Raw genomic sequence first — 15824 nt, 5'->3', positions numbered from 1 at the left:
ATGGGGTTTTCTTTGAGAGAACAAATAAAGGGGTGGAGAGATGAACGGTATTCGTGATGTTGTAAGAGAAGAACAGCCACGGGAGCGTTTATTGTTAGAAGGTGCTGGAAGTTTATCAAATCGAGAGCTTCTCGCAGTGTTACTCAGAACAGGTTCTAAAGAAGAAACAGTTTTAAAGTTGTCAGATAAAATTTTACACCAATTTGATGGCTTGCGTATGTTGAAAGATGCAACATTAGAAGAGCTAATTAGTATACATGGTGTTGGGATTTCAAAGGCATCGCAACTTATGGCGGCCTTTGAACTAGGTAGAAGAATGGTACGTTTAGAATATCAAAATAGATATAGTATTCGAAGTCCAGAAGATTGTGCAAAATACATGATGGAAGAAATGCGTTTTTTACAACAGGAGCATTTTGTCTGTTTATATTTAAATACGAAAAATCAAGTTATACATAGGCAAACGATTTTTATTGGAAGTTTAAACACGTCAATTGTACACCCCAGGGAAGTTTTTAAAGAAGCCTTCCGTCGTGCAGCAGCCTCTATCATATGTCTTCATAACCATCCTTCAGGAGATCCTACGCCGAGCCGTGAAGATATTGAAGTAACAAAACGTTTAGTAGAATGCGGCCGAATTATCGGAATTGAAGTGCTTGATCATATTATAATAGGTGACCATAAATTCGTGAGTTTAAAGGAAAAAGGTCATATTTAAGACTATGCTTTTTACTTATTTTGTTTTATAATGTGATTTATGAGTTTTTTGTAGAAATTTATCTACAAAAAGGATAAAGATATAAAAAACGTACTGTTTTTATAATATAAAGTAAGAAAAAATGAGTCCGTGAAAACAAGAAAGGAAGATAAATAATATGTTTGGATTTGGTGGATTTACTCGCGATCTTGGAATAGACTTAGGAACTGCGAACACGCTTGTATATGTAAAAGGAAAAGGTGTAGTTTTACGTGAACCTTCAGTAGTTGCGTTACAAACTGATACGAAACAAATCGTTGCTGTAGGTAGCGACGCAAAACAAATGATTGGTCGTACACCAGGGAACGTTGTGGCACTTCGCCCAATGAAAGACGGTGTAATTGCTGATTATGAAACAACTGCAACAATGATGAAATATTACATTCAACAAGCTCAAAAATCAAACGGTTTCTTTTCACGTAAGCCGTATGTAATGGTATGTGTACCATCTGGTATTACAGCTGTAGAAAGACGTGCAGTAATCGATGCGACTCGTCAAGCGGGTGCTCGTGATGCTTATCCTATCGAAGAACCATTTGCAGCAGCAATTGGTGCAAACTTACCTGTTTGGGAACCAACTGGTAGTATGGTTGTTGATATCGGTGGTGGTACAACAGAAGTTGCAATTATTTCTTTAGGTGGTATTGTAACAAGCCAGTCAGTTCGTGTTGCTGGTGATGATATGGACGATTCAATCATTCAGTACATTAAGAAAAGCTACAACTTAATGATTGGTGAAAGAACAGCTGAAGCATTAAAATTAGAAATTGGTTCTGCAGGCGAGCCAGAAGGTATCGAGCCTATGGAAATTCGCGGTCGTGATTTAGTAAGTGGTTTACCAAAAACAGTACTAATTCAGCCAGAAGAAATTGCAGATGCATTAAAAGATACAGTAGATGCGATTGTAGAATCAGTTAAAAATACGTTAGAAAAAACTCCACCGGAATTAGCGGCTGATATTATGGACCGCGGTATCGTATTAACAGGTGGCGGGGCATTACTACGTAACTTAGATAAAGTAATTAGTGAAGAAACAAAAATGCCAGTTCTTGTTGCAGAAGATCCATTAGATTGCGTAGCAATTGGAACGGGTAAAGCATTAGACAATATCGATCTTTTCAAAACTGCTGCTCGATAATATTGCAAAATAAAAATCAGTGAAATTAAGAGGGTGTGAACGTGCCACAGTTTTTCTTAAACAAAAGATTAATTGTTTTGTTAGTTAGTATTATTCTTCTCGTGGCATTGATTGGAATCTCATTGAAAGAACGGAACAGTTTAACATGGCCAGAGCAGTTTGTTAAAGACACTGTCGGTGTTGTAGAACGTGTATTCCAAAAGCCAGCGAAATACGTAGCTGGATTCTTCGAAAATGTAGAGGATGTAAAGCGCACGTATGAAGAGAATAAAGAATTAAAAGCAAAATTAGATAATTATGCAGGTCTATCAGGGAAAGTAAAACAACTAGAAGATGATAACAAGAAGCTACAAGAGCTAACTGGTAAAAAAGAGTTAAATAGCGGATATACTGAAATTCCAGCTACTGTTGTTTCTCGTAATCCAGATAAATGGTACGATTTAATTGGAATTGATAAAGGGGCACAGCAAGGAATTAAAAAAGATATGGCTGTAGTAACTTCACAAGGGTTAGTTGGAAGAGTGAAAAGTGTATCTCAGTTTACATCATCAGTAGAATTACTAAGTTCTATGAGCAGAACAAATCGCGTTTCTGCTATTGTACAAGGGCAAGAGAAAATCTTTGGATTGATTGAAGGTTATGACAAAGAAAAACAATTGCTTCTTTTCACAAAGATTGGCTCTGATGCACCGGTAGCAAAGGATCAACTAGTTGTAACATCTGGACTTGGTGATATTTTCCCGAAAGGTCTTGTAATTGGAAAAATCGTTGATGTTCAGCCGGATGCATATGGCTTAACAAAAACAGCTTATGTAAAACCTGCCGCTGATTTAAATGACGTAGAGCATATTACGGTTGCTAAACGTGCAACACCTTCAGCGCCATTAGAATAGGAGGAGAAGAAGAGATGATGAAGATATTAAAAAGAGCAGCTCTTCCTCTTTTGCTCCTTTTTGTGTTTCTATTTGAAAATATGTTTGCTACTGTTGTTCCGACCGATGTGTTTTGGAAAGACAGTATAGCAGCACCGCATTTCTTTATAATCGTTTTATGTTTTATTACAGTGTATTATAGTCCGGTCCAAGGGATTTATTACGGACTATTATTTGGTTTCTTATTTGATACCGTATACACAGAACTTGTCGGGATATATATTTTTGCTTATCCGATTTTAGCTTATTTAGTTTATAGTGTAATGAAGGTACTGCAATTGAATTTATTTATTGTTGTTTCTATCATATTAGCTAGCATTGTAGCACTAGAGTATTATGTGTATGGATTTTTAACTTTGTTGGGACGTACTCATATGTCAGCGTATGTCTTTTTCACAGATCGTCTCCTTTCTACTATATTGTTAAATGCTATTTTCTTATTGATAGTTTGTTTCCCACTGAGACGATATGTATTGCGTCTTTCAAAAGCGATGGAAGAAAAAGAAAAAAGGATTTTCTAATTTTATGTCGAATTGAATCGGTGGGGTGAACTTTAGTGGAAGAAAAAAAGCAACAAAATGTAACAATAAAAGGGACAAAAGATGGGATAACGCTTCATTTAGATGATTGTTGTTCATTCTCTGAATTGTTGATGGAATTAGACGAAAAACTTTCTACACATTACTACGATGGTGATGGGCGCTCTTTAATTGAAGTGCATGTGAAAGTAGGGAATCGTTATTTAACAGAAGTCCAACAAGAAGAGATTCGTACGTTAATTCGTAATAAAAAGAATCTTGTTGTGGATTCAATTGAAAGTGATGTTATAACTAAAGCAGAAGCAATAGCTTGGAAAGAAGAAACAGAAATTGTCCCTATTTCCAAAATTGTTCGCTCTGGACAAGTGTTACATGTAAAAGGAAATTTGTTGTTAATTGGAGATGTTAATCCAGGCGGAACGGTTATCGCTGGGGGGAATATTTTTGTCATAGGATCATTAAGAGGAATTGCACATGCTGGGTATTATGGGGATTCGGATGCTGTAATTGCTGCATCTATTATGAACCCAATGCAACTTCGAATTAGTGATGTGGCAATGCGGGCTCCGGAAGAGAAAGAAGACGGAGCGGAGGCGGCAGAATGTGCGTATATTAATGAGAACAATCACATTGTTGTCGATCGCCTGCAACTTCTCACTCATCTTAGACCTAATTTAACAAAGTTAGAAAGGGGAATTGTATAGCTGTGGGAGAGGCAATAGTAATTACATCTGGAAAGGGCGGAGTAGGTAAAACTACAACGTCTGCGAACATTGGTACAGCCCTAGCGTTATCTGGAAAGAAAGTGTGCTTAATTGACACAGATATCGGTCTTCGAAATTTAGACGTAGTAATGGGGCTGGAAAATCGTATTGTATTTGATCTTGTTGATGTCGTTGAAGGGCGTTGCCGTTTACCTCAGGCTCTTATTAAAGATAAACGTTTTGATGATCTTTATTTATTACCTGCAGCACAAACGAGTGATAAATCAGCGGTAACACCTGAACAAATGGATGAATTAATACAAGTATTACGTCAAGATTATGATTACATATTAATCGATTGTCCTGCGGGAATTGAGCAGGGATTTAAAAATGCGGTAGCTGGTGCGGATAAAGCAATCGTTGTTACGACGCCAGAAGTATCCTCGATGCGCGATGCGGATCGTATTATTGGGCTTTTAGAAAAAGAGGATATTGAACCACCGAAACTTGTTATTAACCGTGTACGTAGTCATATGCTTCATGAACAGGATATGTTAGATGTTGATGAAATTGTACGTACATTGTCAATTGAACTTCTCGGTGTTGTCGAAGATGACGATGAAGTTATTCGTGCTACAAATACAGGTGAACCTGTAGCGTTGCAACCGAGCGGAAAAGCAGCGTTAGCTTATCGTAATATTGCAAGACGCTTGTTAGGTGAGAATGTACCATTACAAGCATTTGACCAAGAAAAGGTATCGGTATTTACAAAAGTGAAAAACTTCTTTGGAATCCGTTAAAAGCACTTCGCATATATGCGAAGTGCTTTCTTTTTTTCTTCACACGAATATCTTTCTTTCTTAGCTCATACATATGTACAAACTGTATACAACTGTTTCTATTTAAATTAGCTTAACGGAAGAAAGGAGACAGTATGAAGAATAGACGTGTAGAAGAAATAAAAAAGCGAATTGCAAAAAGGAAGGCAGAGCAAGAAAGGATGGAGGAAGAGCAGTATTTTACCGGAGGGAATTTTGATAGTGAAGCGGTATTTATTGAAGATGGGGAAAAGGAAATTCACCCTTTATTTCGAAAGGAAGTCTTTTTCTTCAAAGTTTTATTATCAGCAATATTAGTTCTTTCTGTTGCTATTTTATATAAGAATGCCCCTTCTTCGTTCGATGGTGCTAAAGCTGTTACAGAAAAAGTGATGAAAGAGGAATTTCAGTTTGCTACTGTAGCGAAATGGTACGAAAAGCAATTTGGAAAACCGCTTGTATTTTACTCGCCGAATGAGAAAAAGGAAGGAAATATGCAGCAAAAAGATTATGCCATTCCTGCTTCCGGAAAGGTAATGCAAGGGTTTCAAAAAAATGGCCAAGGTGTATTTGTCCAAACAGCTACAAATGCAACCGTCGAGTCAGTGAATGAAGGATTAGTTGTTTTTGCGGGTAAAAAAGAGGAACTTGGAAATACAGTTCAAATTCAACATGCAGATGGTACGGAGTCATGGTATGCAAACTTAAACGATATGTCAGTTAAATTATATGATTACGTTTCAAAGAAACAAAAAATTGGAACGGTGAGTAATGATACAAATGATAAAAATGGAAAGTTTTATTTCGCGATAAAAAAGAATGAAAAATTTATTGATCCGATTCAGGTGATATCATTTGATTAAATATAGGGACGTTTTAACGAAAATTTCCGTGCATCCATTATTTTGGGTTATTATTGTCATTGGTATTTTTACTGCACGTTTTAAAGAGTTACTACTGTTGTTTTGTATTGTTCTTATTCATGAACTTGGGCATGCTCTTGCAGCAGCGCACTATAATTGGCGTATTAAAAAAATTCAGCTTTTGCCGTTTGGTGGCGTTGCTGAGCTTGAGGAACATGGAAATAAGTCATTGAAAGAGGAACTTGTTGTCGTCATTGCAGGACCGATTCAGCATGTTTGGATGATGCTGGTAGGTTATATGTTGTTTGAAGCAGGTTGGCTGAATGCAGATTTATATTATTTCTTTATGTGGAATAATATAATTATTTTAGCGTTTAATTTACTCCCTATTTGGCCGTTAGATGGCGGGAAAGTATTGTTTAATGTACTATCATATCGTTTCCCTTATTTACAAGCACATGAAAAGATGATGAAATTGTCATGTGTTTTTTTGGGTGTAATATTAGGGTGGCAGTTACTTTGGAATAGCAACAATATTATGATGTGGGTACTACTCATATTTTTGGCAGTGTCGTTATATCAAGAGTGGAAACAAAGACGGTATGCATTTATGCGTTTTCTATTAGAACGTTATTACGGAAATAAAAGAGGAATCGAAAAGATTGCACCTATTGAGGTGCAAACGGAAGATCGTTTATATACGATCTTCACAAAATTTCGTAGAGGATATAAGCATTCTATTATCGTCCGTGGAAAATATAAAGAGCATTACACATTGGATGAAAATGAATTGCTCTATGCATATTTTACTGAAAAACGAACAACTTCATCAGTTGAAGAATTAATCGGTTAGTGTTGACGATAGCACTAACCTTTTATTATTGTAAAAGCAAAGAAGATTATAAAGTGAGGAAATAATTTTGAAAACGTTATATGTGAATTATGCTGGATCGGAAAAGCGCGTTGCAATTGAAGAGAAGAAAAAGATTGTTGAGTTTTTATGGAAACGTAATGAAGAGCAAGAGATTGTTGGACATATTTATGTTGGGCGTATCGCCAGAACGATTGCTGGAATGAACGCAGCATTTGTAAACATCGGTTTAGAAAAACATGCTTACCTTTCATATGATGATGTACCATCTTCTTATCGGATACATGAAGGGCAAGCGATACTCGTACAAGTGGTGAAAGAGGCAATTGATACGAAAGGACCTAAATTGACAGCGAACATAGAATTTACCGGGAAATATGTCGTTTATATGCCGTACGATGAAATGCGAGCCGTTTCTCGAAAAATAAAAAATAATAAAAGAAGAAAACAGCTACTCGAAATTGAAGTAGAAGGAACGGGGGGGTATATTTTCCGCTCTGCTTCTGAAAAAGGGGAAATTGAAGAAATACAAGCTGAAATGCAAAATTTGCAGCAGTTATATGAAGAGTTAAAAAGAAAAGAGGGCCAAGGAAAGGCACCGTTACTACTTCATCGACCGGCGACCTTTTTAGATCGTGTATTTCAAGAGAATCCAATTGAAACGATTGAAAAAGTAGTTGTAGATACAAGAAGTATAGTAAAAGAATTAGAAGACAAAGTTGGAAAAGAAAAAGTGTCTTTTTATAATGAAAAATCTTCGATGTTTAACCATTTTGGAATAGAGCGTGAAATTGAGAAAGCACTCCAAAAAATTGTGTGGCTTCCAAATGGTGCTTATTTAATTGTAGAACAAATGGAGACGATGACTGTAATTGATGTGAATACAGGCAAGTTTACGGGAAAACAAAATTTACAAGATACAGTACTTCGTACAAATGAGCTGGCAGCTGAAGAGATTGCACGTCAATTAAGATTACGTGATATTGGCGGTATGATATTAATTGATTTTATTAATATGAAAAGACGAGAAGAGAAAGAAAAGGTAAGAGAATGTCTCATAGCTGCTATGCAAGATGACCGCACATATACAAGAGTGCTCGGATTTACAGAGTTAGGGATTTTGGAGATGACACGTAAACGTAAAAAACATTCTTTACGTGATGTATTATTAGAAGAGTGTGTACCTTGCAAAGCGACGGGTTATGTTATGTCGTATGAAACAATTGCGTATGAGTTAGAGAGAGAACTAATCACATATGGCAATATAGAAGATGAAGCAGTATTAATTGCTGCGCCTAAAGAGCTGCAAAAACAATTTTTGCAAAAAGAATTACAAAAAAATATTCCATTTGAAATTTATTTCAAAGATGATATTATCGAAAAGTACGCTATTATCCGATTTGGGAGTAAAAAAGAAATTGTAGAACGGAAAAAATAGTTAGCAGAACATTTATTGACAACCGTCTATGATTCATGATAACATCTTTATGTTATAGTTTATAGCACCTAAACGGCTATATGCTACAACCGCACAAGACAGGTTCCCTAAAGGCATTTATGTCTACCTCGTTTTTGGCGAGTCTTAGTAATTAAGAGGAGGTGCAAGTATGTACGCAATTATCGAAACAGGTGGAAAACAAATTAAAGTTGAAGCTGGTCAAGCAATCTACATTGAAAAATTAGATGTTGAAGCTGGTGAAACTGTTACTTTTGACAAAGTTCTTTTCGTTGGTGGCGAAAACGTTAAAGTTGGTAGCCCAGTTGTAGAAGGTGCAACAGTTACTGCGAAAGTTGAAAAACAAGGTCGCGCTAAGAAAATCATCGTTTTCAAATACAAAGCGAAAAAGAACAATCGTAAGAAACAAGGTCATCGTCAACCTTACACTAAGCTAGTTGTTGAAGCTATCAACGCTTAATCCAGGTTAACATGATTAAAATTACGATAAGTCGCACGAAATTAGGAAGTATCCAATCATTTAAAATGACTGGGCATGCCGATTATGCGCCACATGGACAAGACCTTGTCTGTGCTGGAACTACAGCGGTTGTGTTTGGTTCTATAAATGCAGTGGAAGAACTTTGTAATGTGCAGGCAACTATTGAACTCGGAAGTGATGGCGGATTCTTAACGTATGAATTGCCTAATGATTTAGACGTTCATGCAGCAGAAAAAGCACAAACGCTTTTAGAAGGATTAGTTGTTTCGCTTAAGACGATCGAACTTGATTACGGAAAGTATATCCGTTTAATAGAAAAAGTGCAGGAGGTGTAACGTATGTTAAGATTAGATCTTCAGTTTTTCGCATCTAAGAAAGGTGTAGGTAGTACAAAGAACGGTCGTGACTCTCAGTCAAAACGTCTTGGTGCTAAACGCGCAGATGGTCAAACGGTTTCAGGTGGTTCAATTCTTTACCGTCAACGCGGTACAAAAATTTATCCAGGTGTTAACGTTGGTCGTGGTGGCGATGACACTTTATACGCGAAAGTTGACGGCGTAGTACGCTTTGAGCGTCTTGGCCGTGACCGCAAACAAGTGAGCGTATATCCTGTTGCTCAAGAAGCATAAGAACTCACGGAAAACTCTAACCTGAGTGCAGGTTAGAGTTTTTCTATATTAAGGGGTATCTAAATGAATGAAAAATGGACAATTATAGATGCGTTGCGTCATTCAAGACATGATTGGCTCAATCGTATGCAGATGGTGAAAGGAAACCTTTCCCTTGGAAAAGTGGAAGAGATTCATAGGCTCATCGATCGTTTTGTCCAAGAAGCGAGACAAGAATCCAATCTGATGGGGCTATCAATGCCTTTATTTTCAGAGTGGATTTTAACATATAATTGGAAACAGCAGCCGTGCTTATTGGAGTACGAAGTATTAGGGAAATTACATAACTTATCTCACTTAGATGAGACTGTATGTACATGGACGAATCAGTTTTTCTCAATGCTTCAGCATAGTTTAGACGTATATGTTGAAAATTATGTTTGTATCACAATTGAATGTGACGCGGAGAATGCTCGTTTCTTTTTTGATTTTCGTGGTAAGCTAACGAGTGTAGAAGAACTACAGAATTGGCTTGCGACCCAAAACAATAAATGGTATTCCATTTCTTATACAGTACGAGACGAAGAAGTCTCAGTTATATTACAACCAATTGAAAAAAGTGTGGTGAAATAATGTTTGTAGATCAGGTCAAGATATATGTAAAAGGCGGCGACGGTGGTAACGGTATGGTTGCGTATCGTCGTGAGAAGTATGTTCCTAAAGGTGGCCCAGCAGGTGGCGACGGTGGTAAAGGTGCAGATGTTGTTTTCGTAGTTGAGGAAGGCTTACGTACATTAATGGACTTCCGCTACCAACGTCATTTCAAAGCTGATCGCGGTCAGCACGGAATGAGTAAAGGTCAGCACGGACGTAAATCTGAAGATTTAATTGTAAAGGTTCCACCAGGAACAATAGTAAAAGATGAAAAAACTGGTCAAATTCTTGCCGATTTAGTAACGCATGAACAAACTGCTGTAATCGCAAGAGGTGGCCGTGGTGGCCGTGGTAACTCACGTTTCGCAACAGCTACGAATCCAGCGCCAGAAATCGCTGAGAACGGGGAACCAGGTCAAGAACGTGATGTCATTCTAGAACTTAAAGTGTTAGCAGATGTTGGACTTGTTGGATTCCCAAGTGTAGGTAAATCTACATTATTATCTGTTGTATCATCAGCGCGTCCGAAAATTGCAGAGTATCACTTTACAACAATCGTTCCAAATCTTGGTGTTGTTGAAACGGGTGATAACCGTAGCTTCGTTATGGCTGACCTTCCTGGATTAATTGAAGGCGCACATGCTGGCGTCGGACTTGGACACCAATTCTTACGTCATATCGAACGTACACGTGTAATTGTACATGTTATTGATATGTCTGGTTTAGAAGGCCGTGAGCCATATGAAGATTATGTTACAATCAATAATGAATTAAAAGAATACAATATGCGTTTAACAGAGCGTCCACAAGTTGTTGTAGCAAACAAAATGGATATGCCAGATGCAGAAGAAAACTTACAAGCATTTAAAGAGAAAGTGGGAGACGAAGTAAAAATCTTCCCAATCTCAGCTGTAACGAAACAAGGTGTTCGTGATTTACTATTTGAAGTAGCGAACTTATTAGAAACAACACCAGAATTCCCAATGTACGATGTTGTCGAAGAGTCTGAAGCAAGTGTAATGTATAAATTTGATGCTGAAAGTCTTAAATTTGAAATTACACGTGAAAGTGACGGCACATTTGTTATTTCTGGTTACGATATCGAGAAGACATTCAAAATGACAGACTTCTCACGTGATGAATCTATACGTCGTTTCGCTCGTCAAATGCGCGGAATGGGCATTGATGAAGCGCTTCGTGCACGTGGTGCAAAAGACGGAGATATTGTAAAAATTCTTGAATATGAATTTGAATTTATCGACTAAGACTGCCGAAATATGGCAGTCTTTTTTTATCCCACTATTTGTCCATGAAATCCCCAACTGATTAAAATATCATTTTATATTGTAATAGTTAGATTGCTATAGGAAAAAATCCCCACTAATTAAATTTTCAATTTATAATGGGAAAAGGAGTAAATGTAGAAGAATTCTTTTATGGGGAGAAAAAGAGCATGTATAAAATATTAATTGTAGAAGATGATGAGAAAATTGCGGGAATATTAGAAGAGCATTTAGAAAGGTATGGCTATCAATCATTTAGAGCAAGTGATTTACGTCATATAAAAGATGAGTTCGTAAAAGTAAATCCACATCTTGTATTACTGGATATAAATTTACCGTATTTTGATGGTTTTTATTGGTGTCGTCAAATCCGTACTGTATCGAATGCACCGATTATTTTTGTTTCTGCAAGAACAGGAGAAATGGATCAAGTAATGGCGATTGAAAATGGCGGGGATGATTACATTACGAAGCCATTCCATTTAGACATCGTGATGGCAAAGGTGAAAAGTGCACTTCGCCGTGGCTATGGCGAGTATGCTTCTGCTGCTGAGAGTGATTGTTTAGGGGTAAATGGACTGTTGTTATCCCCGTCCCAGCACGTTGTTGAATGGCAGGGGCAACAAACTGAACTGACAAAAAATGAGTTTTACCTATTAGAGTGTTTAATGAAACAGGCAAATCAATATGTAACGCGCGAAGAGCTGTTAGAAGCTTTGTGGGATGAAGTAGCTTTTGTTGATGATAATACATTAACCGTAAATGTAAAACGTGTAAGGAAGAAACTAGAGGAGCTAGGCATTAAAAATGCAATTGTAACGAAACGTGGATACGGTTATGCGCTTCTTACAGAGTGGGGCGAAGGGCATGAAGGTTAAAAATTACCTCGTGGACCGTTTTTCTTTAATTCTGTCTTATATTGTTAGTCTTTGTTTATTTGGAGTCGTATTGCAGTTGCAAAGTCTTTTAGAAAAGAAATCGATTGATTGGAGTACGTGGTTATACGGCCTTTTATTAGGGACAGTTGTGTTTACTGTATACCTCATTTACGATTACCGAAAACGGAGTGTGTTTTTAAAGAGAATCGAACAATATATTGGCAGCGGAAATACATTACATGACTCTTTACTTATTGATGAATCTTATACATCAGAGCAAGAGATGGTCGTTGAATCTTTTACGTTATTAAGACAGCAATATATGAATGAAGTTCATAAACAGCATGCGAAAGAGCAGCAGCAAATGATATTTATGAACCAATGGATTCATCAAATGAAAACACCAGTATCTGTTATTGAATTATTGTTGCAGAAGTTTGGTAAAGAGCATCGTGAGGCAAGAGCAACAGTTGAAAGTATTCGTGAAGAAAATAACCGTATACTAAATGGTTTAGATTTAGCTTTACATATGGCAAGGCTAGAGCAGTTTGCGAAAGATTATAAAGTAGAAGTAGTAAATGTTATAGATGTCGTGCGAGGTATTATTAATGAAAATCGGAAATCCTTCATTCAATCTTCTGTATTTCCGAAAGTGATGTTTGAAGAAGATACTTGTATGGTTGCATCTGATAGAAAATGGTTAAGCATCGCTATAGGGCAAATTGTTGTAAATGCAATTAAGTATACAAAAATTTCAGAGTCAGAGAAAAAAGAAATTCAATTTCAAATTGAAGAGAAAGATCAAAAGGTGTTAGTACATATTAAGGACAATGGAATCGGTATTCCAGATCAAGATGTAAAGCGTATATTTGATCCATTCTTTACGGGAATAAATGGCCGTAAAACGAGAGAAGCGACTGGAATGGGCTTATATATTACGAAGGAAATTTGCGATAATTTACATCATGGTATTTATGTGCAATCGGTTGAAGGGGAAGGAACGACATTCACGTTCCAATTTACAAAAGATGAAGAATATCATACATTAATGAGAAAAATGACAAAACTGTAAGATAACAAAACGTTTTGTAAGGGAAATCACTCGTTTCTTTTTCTTATTTTTCTTATAGTAAATGTAAGAGGAAAACACATAGGGGGATTAGAAATGAGTGTTCTAGAAGTAAAAGGATTAACGAAGGTGTACCAATCGAAAGGTTCAGTAGCGACGACTGCTTTAAATGATATAAATTTTAAAATAGAAGAAGGTGAATTTGTAGGGATTATGGGTCCTTCAGGAAGCGGCAAAACAACGCTTTTAAATTTATTAGCAACAATCGATAAGCAAACTTCAGGTCATGTGCTTGTAAATGGCGAAGAAATTAATCAAATGCGTGCTGCAAAATTAGCAGAGTTTCGCCGTACACATTTAGGATTCATCTTCCAAGATTTTAACTTACTTGATACGTTATCGATTAAAGAAAATATTATTTTACCACTTGTCATGGCGAAGAAATCTGTAAATGAAATCGATGCAAAAGTGCTTGAGATTGCAAAGTTTTTAAATATCGAAGAAATTTTAAATAAAAAAGTATATGAAGTATCAGGCGGGCAACAACAACGTGCAGCAGCAGCGAGAGCAATCATTCATGAACCGACTTTAATTTTAGCAGATGAACCAACTGGAAACTTAGATTCGAAGTCAGCGAAATCGCTAATGGGCGCTCTGCAAGATTTACACGAGCAAAAGAAAGTAACGATTGCAATGGTAACGCACGATCCAGTAGCGGCAAGTTATTGTGAACGTATCCTTTTCATACGCGATGGAGAAATTTTCTCAGAAATACATAAAGGAAGAACGAAGCAAGCCTTTTTCCAAGAAATTTTAGACGTACTTGCGATGCTAGGAGGAGAATATCATGAACTTTCGCCAGCTCGCGCTTAATAACGTAAAAGGAAATTGGCGTAATTATAAAGCGTTTCTAATAAGTAGTTGTTTATCAATTGTTGTGTTTTTTATGTATGCTTCCTTCATTTATCATCCAGATGTCGTAGGCGGTAATATTAGTATGAGAACGATGATTACAAAAGGATTAGAATCGATGAATTATATTGTAGTTATCTTCTCAGCACTCTTTATTTTATATGCAAATTCAACATTTTTGCGAGCAAGAAAAAAAGAGTTTGGTCTACTAACATTAATAGGTGGAACGAAATCTCAACTTGGCCGAATGATTATATTAGAGCAACTGATGTTAGGTAGTATTGCAATTGTAGTTGGTATTGGGGTTGGAATGCTTTGTTCAAAATTATTTTTCCAAGCGTTAAGCGTATTATTGAAAATAGATAAGACACTTCCGCTTGTGTGGAATAGTAAAGCTGTTTTGATTACAGCTGGTGTATACTTTATTCTATTTTTAATCCTATCATTGTTTAGTGTTTGGACAGTCGGACGCTTGCAAATTATTGATTTATTAAGAGAAGCAAGAAAGCAAAAAGTGGAGCCGTTTGCATTTACATGGTTATGTGTAGTTGGTATAGGATGTATTATTGCTGCATATGTACTTAGCTTCCAAGTAACGTTTCTGAATTTTATTATCCTCTTTTTACCGGTTGTAGGACTGACAATTGGCGGAACGTATTTACTATTTACACAAGGAAGTACAGTTGTATTAAAAGCGTTGCAAAAACGAAAGCAATCTTTTTATACGTACCCAAATATGTTCGTCCTTAGCAATCTTATTTATAAAATGAAAGATAATGCTCGTTTTCTATTTATTATTTCTATTATTACGGCGGTTGTATCCTCGGCAGTTGGCACGCTTTACGTATATTTTGAAAATTTGAGTGCGAAAACGGTAGAACTTACACCACATGCTATTTCATATGAGGAAAAGGGGTTAAATACGCATAGCCTTATTAATGAAGAAAAGGTACAGGAGCTTGTGAAGAGATACGGGTTTGAAGATGCGCGAAAAGTAACCTACGTTAAACTACCAGCAACACAGAAAATAACGTGGTTTAATAGTGAACATGAAGTACCGATGACGATTATTTCAGAAAAAGAATATAATGCGGAAGTGCGTGAACAAAAGAGAGAGCAACCTACAGAAGTTCATAATGCGCCGGGTAGTGCAACGATGGTTGCGGTTGATATGGCAAATGAACTGATGAAGATAGACCGTACGAAACCGTATGAATTTACAATTAACGGACAAAAGCAGTCTGTTCAATTAAATGCCCCAACGCAGTATTCTGTTTTTAATGATAGTGAATATCTCGTTGTAAATGATCAAGATTTTGAGAAATATGCAAAACTTTTAGCAGATGAAGAAAAGACGAAATATTACGGTTATTATATTGAGGATTGGAAAAGTACAGAAGATCTTGTATTAGATTTAAAAAATGAAATTGCACCAGAAAAGCAAGGAGAATTGAGAAACTCAGTGTTTGCTTATAAAGATATAAGAGAAGGTGGAGCAATTACAATGTTCATCGGTTTCTTCGTAGCAGTACTGTTCTTCTTCTTCGCTTGTAGTATGACATACTTTAAATGGTTTAACGATAAAGAACAAGATCGTATTCAATTTAAATCGTTAAAGAGAATCGGTATGACAGATAAAGAAATTCGTAAAATTGCAATTCGTCAAATGGGAGTTATCTTCTTTATACCAATTTTAATCGGTTCAATTCATAGTGGATTTGCTCTTCATACGTTAGGGAAAATGCTTTATATCGATTTATGGAAATCAGGTGCGATTGTAATTGGAGCATACATTTTGGCTTCTGCGATTTACTTTATGATCGCGCAAAGAGGGTATTTAAAACACGTGCAAAGCTAGGGA

General features: G+C 36.6%; 18 protein-coding genes and 1 other annotated feature. All 18 genes read left to right on the top strand.

All coding sequences use genetic code 11. From position 1 onward, the window contains the following. Window positions 1-40 precede the first annotated feature (40 nt). The 18 genes from radC (at window position 41) to COK05_RS02155 (ending at window position 15821) form a co-directional block, all read left to right on the top strand. Window positions 41-718, top strand: a complete 678-nt coding sequence (gene radC / locus COK05_RS02240; RefSeq protein WP_098611291.1) for a DNA repair protein RadC — start codon at window positions 41-43, stop codon at window positions 716-718. A 157-nt stretch (window positions 719-875) separates the two neighbouring features. Then, the gene (mreB, locus tag COK05_RS02235; RefSeq protein ID WP_000466736.1) at window positions 876-1895 is read left to right on the top strand and encodes a cell shape-determining protein MreB; all 1020 of its coding nucleotides are present in this window, start codon (window positions 876-878) and stop codon (window positions 1893-1895) included. Between the two features lie 41 nt (window positions 1896-1936). Next, window positions 1937-2788 (top strand): rod shape-determining protein MreC, encoded by an 852-nt coding sequence (mreC, locus tag COK05_RS02230; RefSeq protein WP_016080178.1) that lies wholly within the window; start codon window positions 1937-1939, stop codon window positions 2786-2788. A gap of 14 nt (window positions 2789-2802) precedes the next feature. Beyond that, the gene (mreD, locus tag COK05_RS02225) at window positions 2803-3348 is read left to right on the top strand and encodes a rod shape-determining protein MreD (protein ID WP_098611290.1); all 546 of its coding nucleotides are present in this window, start codon (window positions 2803-2805) and stop codon (window positions 3346-3348) included. 35 nt (window positions 3349-3383) lie between these two features. Further along, complete coding sequence (gene minC, locus COK05_RS02220; protein ID WP_098611289.1) at window positions 3384-4070, top strand: septum site-determining protein MinC; 687 nt, start codon at window positions 3384-3386, stop codon at window positions 4068-4070. 2 nt (window positions 4071-4072) lie between these two features. After that, the gene (gene minD / locus COK05_RS02215; RefSeq protein ID WP_098611288.1) at window positions 4073-4870 is read left to right on the top strand and encodes a septum site-determining protein MinD; all 798 of its coding nucleotides are present in this window, start codon (window positions 4073-4075) and stop codon (window positions 4868-4870) included. 134 nt (window positions 4871-5004) lie between these two features. Further along, window positions 5005-5751, top strand: coding sequence for a stage IV sporulation protein SpoIVFA (gene spoIVFA / locus COK05_RS02210; protein ID WP_098611287.1), 747 nt, complete (start codon window positions 5005-5007; stop codon window positions 5749-5751). Then, window positions 5744-6604, top strand: a complete 861-nt coding sequence (gene spoIVFB / locus COK05_RS02205; RefSeq protein WP_098611286.1) for a stage IV sporulation intramembrane metalloprotease SpoIVFB — start codon at window positions 5744-5746, stop codon at window positions 6602-6604. Before spoIVFA ends, spoIVFB begins: the two co-directional genes overlap by 8 nt. Window positions 6605-6671: 67 nt before the next feature. Continuing rightward, a complete protein-coding gene (locus COK05_RS02200) occupies window positions 6672-8060 on the top strand; it encodes an Rne/Rng family ribonuclease (protein WP_098611285.1) in 1389 nt (462 codons plus the stop codon). Between the two features lie 77 nt (window positions 8061-8137). Beyond that, window positions 8138-8215, top strand: a sequence feature (ribosomal protein L21 leader region). A 14-nt stretch (window positions 8216-8229) separates the two neighbouring features. Then, window positions 8230-8538, top strand: a complete 309-nt coding sequence (gene rplU, locus COK05_RS02195; RefSeq protein ID WP_000270907.1) for a 50S ribosomal protein L21 — start codon at window positions 8230-8232, stop codon at window positions 8536-8538. A gap of 11 nt (window positions 8539-8549) precedes the next feature. Beyond that, window positions 8550-8894: a ribosomal-processing cysteine protease Prp gene (locus tag COK05_RS02190; protein WP_001973720.1), complete on the top strand. Its 345-nt coding sequence runs from the start codon at window positions 8550-8552 to the stop codon at window positions 8892-8894. 3 nt (window positions 8895-8897) lie between these two features. After that, a complete protein-coding gene (rpmA, locus tag COK05_RS02185) occupies window positions 8898-9188 on the top strand; it encodes a 50S ribosomal protein L27 (protein WP_000944957.1) in 291 nt (96 codons plus the stop codon). Between the two features lie 63 nt (window positions 9189-9251). After that, window positions 9252-9800, top strand: a complete 549-nt coding sequence (locus COK05_RS02180; protein WP_098611284.1) for a sporulation initiation phosphotransferase B — start codon at window positions 9252-9254, stop codon at window positions 9798-9800. Next, window positions 9800-11086: a GTPase ObgE gene (gene obgE, locus COK05_RS02175; RefSeq protein WP_000497121.1), complete on the top strand. Its 1287-nt coding sequence runs from the start codon at window positions 9800-9802 to the stop codon at window positions 11084-11086. Before COK05_RS02180 ends, obgE begins: the two co-directional genes overlap by 1 nt. Before the next feature lie 188 nt (window positions 11087-11274). Then, window positions 11275-11982 carry a response regulator transcription factor gene (locus COK05_RS02170; protein ID WP_098611453.1) on the top strand — a complete coding sequence of 236 codons (708 nt, stop codon included), beginning with the start codon at window positions 11275-11277 and terminating at the stop codon, window positions 11980-11982. Beyond that, window positions 11972-13054 carry a HAMP domain-containing histidine kinase gene (locus tag COK05_RS02165; RefSeq protein ID WP_098611283.1) on the top strand — a complete coding sequence of 361 codons (1083 nt, stop codon included), beginning with the start codon at window positions 11972-11974 and terminating at the stop codon, window positions 13052-13054. Before COK05_RS02170 ends, COK05_RS02165 begins: the two co-directional genes overlap by 11 nt. A gap of 93 nt (window positions 13055-13147) precedes the next feature. After that, a complete protein-coding gene (locus COK05_RS02160; protein WP_000114529.1) occupies window positions 13148-13924 on the top strand; it encodes an ABC transporter ATP-binding protein in 777 nt (258 codons plus the stop codon). After that, the gene (locus COK05_RS02155; protein WP_098611282.1) at window positions 13899-15821 is read left to right on the top strand and encodes an ABC transporter permease; all 1923 of its coding nucleotides are present in this window, start codon (window positions 13899-13901) and stop codon (window positions 15819-15821) included. Before COK05_RS02160 ends, COK05_RS02155 begins: the two co-directional genes overlap by 26 nt. The last annotated feature ends 3 nt before the right edge of the window (window positions 15822-15824 follow it).

The sequence above is a fragment of the Bacillus cereus genome (assembly GCF_002567495.1).
GTDB classification, from domain to species: Bacteria; Bacillota; Bacilli; order Bacillales; family Bacillaceae_G; genus Bacillus_A; species Bacillus_A cereus_AQ.
The sequence above is the reverse complement of the archived record's forward strand: the minus strand, read 5'-3'. Positions and strand labels throughout refer to the sequence as shown.

What these genes read in the sequence shown, in the direction of transcription:
- COK05_RS02160 (WP_000114529.1), top strand. Translation starts at nt 13,148, where the DNA reads ATGAGTGTTCTAGAAGTAAAAGGATTAACGAAGGTGTACCAATCGAAA.
- rplU (WP_000270907.1), top strand. Translation starts at nt 8,230, where the DNA reads ATGTACGCAATTATCGAAACAGGTGGAAAACAAATTAAAGTTGAAGCT.
- obgE (WP_000497121.1), top strand. Translation starts at nt 9,800, where the DNA reads ATGTTTGTAGATCAGGTCAAGATATATGTAAAAGGCGGCGACGGTGGT.
- COK05_RS02190 (WP_001973720.1), top strand. Translation starts at nt 8,550, where the DNA reads ATGATTAAAATTACGATAAGTCGCACGAAATTAGGAAGTATCCAATCA.
- rpmA (WP_000944957.1), top strand. Translation starts at nt 8,898, where the DNA reads ATGTTAAGATTAGATCTTCAGTTTTTCGCATCTAAGAAAGGTGTAGGT.
- COK05_RS02170 (WP_098611453.1), top strand. Translation starts at nt 11,275, where the DNA reads ATGTATAAAATATTAATTGTAGAAGATGATGAGAAAATTGCGGGAATA.
- spoIVFA (WP_098611287.1), top strand. Translation starts at nt 5,005, where the DNA reads ATGAAGAATAGACGTGTAGAAGAAATAAAAAAGCGAATTGCAAAAAGG.
- mreB (WP_000466736.1), top strand. Translation starts at nt 876, where the DNA reads ATGTTTGGATTTGGTGGATTTACTCGCGATCTTGGAATAGACTTAGGA.
- COK05_RS02180 (WP_098611284.1), top strand. Translation starts at nt 9,252, where the DNA reads ATGAATGAAAAATGGACAATTATAGATGCGTTGCGTCATTCAAGACAT.
- radC (WP_098611291.1), top strand. Translation starts at nt 41, where the DNA reads ATGAACGGTATTCGTGATGTTGTAAGAGAAGAACAGCCACGGGAGCGT.
- mreD (WP_098611290.1), top strand. Translation starts at nt 2,803, where the DNA reads ATGATGAAGATATTAAAAAGAGCAGCTCTTCCTCTTTTGCTCCTTTTT.
- COK05_RS02155 (WP_098611282.1), top strand. Translation starts at nt 13,899, where the DNA reads ATGAACTTTCGCCAGCTCGCGCTTAATAACGTAAAAGGAAATTGGCGT.
- COK05_RS02165 (WP_098611283.1), top strand. Translation starts at nt 11,972, where the DNA reads ATGAAGGTTAAAAATTACCTCGTGGACCGTTTTTCTTTAATTCTGTCT.